A 5,667-nucleotide genomic window follows, 5' to 3' on the forward strand; every position below is an offset into this window, starting at 1 on the left:
GCCCTTGTCCCTTGCACCAAGAGTGTCCTGCAATCACATGCGGTGAGTGCCACAGCAAACATTCACCGTGTGATCACTGTATAACGGCGAGATAACGAATGCAACGGTTTGGTCACGAAAGGTTCGGTCGAGTGGCGCATCGCGCCACTCGATATCGCGCAGCACGACCTTCTCACCGCCGTCCGCCGTCGGGTAGGTCACACCGACGTCGAGGAGATCGACCACGTCCTTGCCGAGGCGCGAGACGGCCAGCGACTGCAGCGAGACCTTGTCGCGGATCTCGGGCACGTCGGCGATGAGCTCGTTGGCCGCGTCGATGCGGAACTTGGGCTTCGCCGTGCGGGCGGGAGCGCCGCGGCGGAGCCATGCGAGCTCCTTCTTGGCGAGGTTCTGACGTTTCGCCTCGGTCGCGGCCGCCATGCGATCGCGCTCGACGCGCTGCAGGATGTACGCCGCGTAGCCGCCCTCGAAGGGCTCGACGATGCGATCGTGCACCTCCCAGGTCTCGGTGCTGATCTCGTCGAGGAACCACCGGTCGTGGGTCACGACCATGAGGGCCCCCGAGTTCGGCGACCAGCGCTTCTTGAGGTGCCCGGCGAGCCAGGTGATCGCCTCGACGTCGAGGTGGTTGGTGGGCTCGTCGAGCGCGATGACGTCCCAGTCGCCGGTGAGGAGCTTCGCGAGCGAGACCCGGCGCCGCTGACCACCGCTGAGGGATCCGATCTCGGCATCCCACGGCAGGTCGGTGAGCAGTCCTTCGATGACGTCGCGCACGCGCGCGTCGCCCGCCCACTCGTACTCCGGGGTGTCACCGACCACCGCGGCGCTGATCGTGAGATCGTCCGGCAGGTTGTCGGCCTGATCGAGCACGCCGATCCGCGTGCCTCCGCGCACGGTTACGCGGCCGGAGTTCGGCTCCTTGATGCCGGCCAGCATGCCGAGGAGGCTCGACTTGCCGTCGCCGTTGCGGCCGACGATGCCGATGCGGTCGCCCTCCTCGATGCCGAGGGTCACGGAGTCGAAGACGACCCTGGTCGGATATTCGAGGTGGAGCGCCTCAGCGCCGAGAAGATGTGCCATGTTCCTTCCAGGGTAGCCTCGTGCGGGGATCCGGCCGGCCGTCGCCCGGCAGGGTGACCTCCGACCGACGTCGCCCGATCTAGGATCGACGGGTGCCAAGGAATCGCCGGGTGTTCTCGCTCATGCTCGACAATCGCAAGGCGAAGCTGATGGAGTCGAAGAGGCGACCCGGTCGCTTCGAGCTCAGCGTCGATGGGATTCCGCAGTCCGTCGTCTCGATGACCGAGCCCACCTCACTCGAATACGCCTACATCCAGCACATCGCCAGAGCGATCGATGCCGCGGCCGAACCCGGTGCACCGCTGTTCACCGTGCATCTGGGGGCCGGAGCACTCACGCTCGCGCGCTACGTCGAGGCCACGCGTGCCGGATCGCCTCAGCTCGCGGTCGAGTTCGAGCCCGCTCTCTATGCCGCGGTGATCGCCGCGCTGCCCCTGCCCCCCGGCGCTGATCTGCGAGTCATCTTCGGCGATGCGCGAGCGGTCGCCGACGCGGCTCTTCCGGGCGAGAGGGGACCGTCGGCGCCGTCATCCCCATCCCCGGCGGTCGACGCGGCGGCAACGGGAAGCACCGCGGTCGACACCGATTGGGTGGATGCGCGCTTCACCGTCGTCGATCTGTGGGATGCCGCGGTCATCCGGCATCGCGTGGCCAGCCAGGAGTTCTACCGCCGCGTCGCCGCGCGCTCCGCGTCAGATGGAATCGTGGCGGTGAACCTGCTCGACGGGCACCCGTTCGAGTACTCACGACGACAGGCCGCCACGCTGAGCTCCGTGTTCGACCACATCGCGGTCGTTCTCGACGCAGAACCGGAAGATGACGAAGGGCCACTCGGCAACGTCGTCATCTTCGCCAGCGATGAGCCGCTGGACGTCGTGACGAACCCCGACCTTCTCGGCTCACCGCGACCGCACATGCTCCACGACGATTCCCTGCCGTCGTGGATCGCCGAAGCGCGCATCATGACCGACGCCGACGGCACGGACTCCCCCGACCCCGACGACCCGATCTGGGACTAGGGCGAGCACGATTCCCTCAGCTCGCCTCCGCTGACGCACCGTCTGTGACGGCGGGGGCTGTGACGGATCCTGCCGTGCGCAGGAAGACGATGATCCAGCTGAAGATCAGCACGGCCGCGATCAACTCGACCGCGGTGAGGTTGTAGTAGCCGACCGCGAAGAAGGCGGCGAGCAGGACGATCACCAGCACGTAGATCCATCCGAAGGCCACGAACACGCGAGGGATGGTCGGCAGGAACCACGGCAGTCCGACCACGACGATCCCGAACACGACGGCCATGCCCGTCGCGACGGTGTTGTGCAGGAGGAAGAACTCGTCCACGGGGAAGATGCCGACGCACGCGAGGAAGATCCCCATCAGGATCAGACCGCCGCGCACCATGAAACGGCGCAGCGCTGCGGCTGCGGAAGCTGCGGAATCGGACATCGGTGTCTCTCCTTCGAGCGTGGCGCTGGCCGGCGGCGGGGTGGACGCCGGTCGTCCTCTCATTCTCGGACGAGCACCGTCACCGCACTTGTCGCGGAGCGCGCCGCAGATGTCCGAGTGCGAAGGATGATCCGGTCGGGGCTCAGTTGCGGGGGTAGTCCTCGAAGATGAGCGTGGTCCTCGTCGAGCGGATCGACGGGATCGCCTGGATGTCCTCCAACACGATGCGACGCAGATCGCGAGCATCGTTCGCCCGCACCAGCAGGATCACGTCGAAGTCGCCCCCGACCAGCGCCATGTGCTCGATCTCGGGTATCGAGCGCAGCCGTTCGCTCACGGCCTGCCACGTCGCCTGCTCGATCGCGAGGGTCACATACGCGCTGGCGTGGTGCCCGAGGAGCACGGGATCGGTGCGCACGGAGTACCCCGTGATGACGCCGGCATCGGTCAGGCGCTTGATCCGCGCATGGGCGCCGGCGCGGGAGATGTGCACCGCGTCCGCGATCGCCGTCATCGATGCCCGCGCGTCACGGCGCAGCTCCTCGAGGATCGCGCGATCCGTCTCGTCCAGAGCGACCATGCGACCCCTTTCCTCAGCGCAGTATTTCTGACACTTCGATCAAGAATGCCTCACTCCAGCCACATTCATCCAGGATTCTCCAAAAGATCTTGGATGACTGTCGCCCCGCAGGCAAGCTGTCCTCACCGAGTTCGGCAAGGAGGGCGAACGCATGCTGCACACCGACCTGCTCCCGCGAGACACCGCGGTGCAACTGATCGACCAGAGCGGAGCGCCGGTCGTGGACGACCAGTACGCGCTCCCCGACACCGACACCCTCCTGGCCGCCTACAGCGGGCTCGTCGAGGGCCGACGCATCAACGATCAGGCCGGAGCCCTGGTGCGCCAGGGGCGCCTCGCCGTCTACCCGTCGTCGCACGGCCAGGAGGCCTGCCAGGTCGGCGCCGCGATGGTTCTCGGCTCCACCGATTGGCTGTTCCCGACCTATCGCGACTCGGTCGCCGTGATCGCTCGCGGGGTCGAGCCCGCCGACGCCATGGTCCTCCTCAAGGGCGACTGGCACTCGGGGTACGACGTGCGCGCGCATCGCGTCGCCCCGCAGGCCACGCCGCTCGCCACGCAGCTGCTGCATGCGGTCGGCTTCGCCCAGGCCGCGAAGCATCGGGGCGAGGACACCGTGGTGCTCGCCCTCTGCGGCGACGGTGCGACCAGCGAGGGCGACTTCCACGAGGCCATGAACTTCGCCGCGGTGTTCCACGTCCCCGTCGTCTTCTTCGTGCAGAACAACGAGTTCGCGATCTCGGTCCCGCTCGTGCGGCAGACGGCGGCCCCCTCCCTCGCCCACAAAGCCGTCGGCTACGGGATGCCGGGACAGCGCGTCGACGGCAACGACGTCGCTGCAGTCCTCGCCGTGCTCGGCGATGCCGTGTCTCGCGCCCGTGCCGGCGGGGGCCCGTCCCTCATCGAGGCGCACACGTATCGGATGCAGGCGCACACCAACGCCGACGACGACACCCGCTATCGCGAGCGCGACGAGGTGCAGGCCTGGGTCGCCCGTGATCCGCTGGTGCGACTGCGCGCACACCTCACCTCCACCGGCGCACTCGACGCCGAGGCCGAGGAGCGCTTCGCGGCGGGCGCGGAGGAGATCGCGACCGCGATGAGGGCCGCCCTGAACACCGATGCCGACCTCGATCCCGAAGACCTGTTCCGCTTCGTGACCGAGACCCGATCCCCGCAGCTCGATGAGCAGTGGCACCTGCTGCGTGACGAGATCGAGCGCTCCGGTCTCGCCGATGCCGGAAGCACCCTGAACGGAGGCCACCGATGACGATCGCACAGGACGACACCCGCACCGAGACCGCGTCCGGCACGACGACGATGACGATGGCGGCCGCGCTCAACAGAGCGCTGGCCGACGCCATCGAGTCCGATCCGGATGTCGTGGTCTTCGGCGAGGACGTGGGCGCGCTGGGCGGCGTCTTCCGCATCACCGACGGACTCACCGCGCGCTTCGGCGAAGAGCGCTGCTTCGACACCCCGCTCGCGGAGTCCGGCATCGTCGGCACCGCCGTCGGCATGGCCATGAACGGTCTGCGTCCCGTGGTGGAGATGCAGTTCGACGCGTTCGCGCTCCCCGCGTTCGAGCAGGTCGTCAGCCATGTCGCCAAGCTCGGCAACCGCACCCGCGGCGGTATGCGGATGCCTCTGGTGATCCGCATCCCGTTCGGCGGCGGCATCGGCGGTGTCGAGCATCACTGCGACTCGTCCGAGGCCTATTACGCGCACACGCCGGGCCTGACCGTCGTCAGCCCGTCCACGCCGCAGGATGCCTACTCCCTGCTGCGTGCGGCCATCGCCTCCCCCGACCCTGTGATCTTCCTCGAGCCCAAGAAGCTCTACTGGGCCAAGGGCGAGGTCGACACCTCGATCACGGCGGAGCTGGGAACAGCACGCATCGCCCGCGACGGCACGGACGTGACGCTGCTGGCCTACGGAGCCTCCGTGCCTCTGGCGCTCGAAGCGGCCGAGGTCGCCGCCGCCGAAGGACGCAGCGTGCAGGTCGTCGACGTCCGCTCGCTCTCGCCGTTCGATGACGCCACCGTGACGGCCGCCGTGAAGTCGACCGGTCGCGCCGTCGTGATCGCCGAGGCGCCGGGCTATGTGAGTGTGGCGTCCGAGATCCAGGCCAGGGTGTTCGAGCGCTGCTTCGAGTACCTCGCCGCTCCCGTACGACGGGTGACGGGCTTCGACACCCCCTACGCCCCTCCGAAGCTCGAGCACTGGTACCTCCCCGACGTCGACCGCGTGCTCGACGCGATCGACACGCTGCACTGGGAGGACGAGGCATGAGCACTCCGCTGAAGCCGCATGCGGGCGCCCAGGTGTTCCGGCTCCCCGACCTCGGTGAGGGCCTGACCGAAGCGGGCCTCGTGCAGTGGCTCGTCGCCGTGGGCGACACCATCACGACCGATCAGCCGATCGCCGAGGTCGAGACGGCGAAGAGCATCGTCGAGCTGCCGTCGCCCTTCGCCGGGGTTGTCACCGCGCTGCACGGCACCGCCGGCGACACGATCGACGTCGGCGCCCCGGTGCTCGAAGTGGCCGATCCCCTGACATCG

General features: G+C 68.2%; 6 protein-coding genes and 1 pseudogene. 4 read left to right on the forward strand and 3 right to left on the reverse strand.

Features of this window, described 5'->3' with window-relative positions; genetic code table 11:
- Positions 1-120 precede the first annotated feature (120 nt).
- Positions 121-1,080: pseudogene (locus KZA10_RS06835) on the reverse strand (ABC-F family ATP-binding cassette domain-containing protein); the annotation flags it as partial.
- A gap of 92 nt (positions 1,081-1,172) precedes the next feature.
- Here KZA10_RS06835 and KZA10_RS06840 point away from each other — a divergent pair.
- A complete protein-coding gene (locus tag KZA10_RS06840; protein WP_218682486.1) occupies positions 1,173-2,099 on the forward strand; it encodes a spermidine synthase in 927 nt (308 codons plus the stop codon).
- Between the two features lie 16 nt (positions 2,100-2,115).
- On the opposite strand, the gene KZA10_RS06845 is transcribed toward KZA10_RS06840, so the two are convergent.
- The gene (locus KZA10_RS06845) at positions 2,116-2,526 is read right to left on the reverse strand and encodes a hypothetical protein (RefSeq protein ID WP_229778874.1); all 411 of its coding nucleotides are present in this window, start codon (positions 2,524-2,526) and stop codon (positions 2,116-2,118) included.
- Between the two features lie 142 nt (positions 2,527-2,668).
- Entirely contained in the window at positions 2,669-3,106 is a 438-nt protein-coding gene (locus tag KZA10_RS06850; RefSeq protein ID WP_174799538.1) for an Lrp/AsnC family transcriptional regulator, read from the reverse strand.
- Positions 3,107-3,257: 151 nt separating this feature from the next.
- Here KZA10_RS06850 and KZA10_RS06855 point away from each other — a divergent pair, with 151 nt between their 5' ends.
- The 3 genes from KZA10_RS06855 to KZA10_RS06865 form a co-directional block, all read left to right on the forward strand.
- On the forward strand, positions 3,258-4,376 hold the full coding sequence (locus KZA10_RS06855) for a thiamine pyrophosphate-dependent enzyme (protein WP_218682487.1): 1,119 nt from the start codon (positions 3,258-3,260) through the stop codon (positions 4,374-4,376).
- The gene (locus KZA10_RS06860; RefSeq protein WP_055877552.1) at positions 4,373-5,398 is read left to right on the forward strand and encodes an alpha-ketoacid dehydrogenase subunit beta; all 1,026 of its coding nucleotides are present in this window, start codon (positions 4,373-4,375) and stop codon (positions 5,396-5,398) included. Before KZA10_RS06855 ends, KZA10_RS06860 begins: the two co-directional genes overlap by 4 nt.
- On the forward strand, positions 5,395-5,667 hold a 273-nt coding region (locus KZA10_RS06865), incomplete at its 3' end, for a biotin/lipoyl-containing protein (protein WP_306300796.1). The genes KZA10_RS06860 and KZA10_RS06865, both read left to right, overlap by 4 nt.

This window comes from Microbacterium sp. BF1 (genome assembly GCF_019279095.1).
In the GTDB taxonomy this organism is placed as follows: domain Bacteria; phylum Actinomycetota; class Actinomycetes; order Actinomycetales; family Microbacteriaceae; genus Microbacterium; species Microbacterium maritypicum.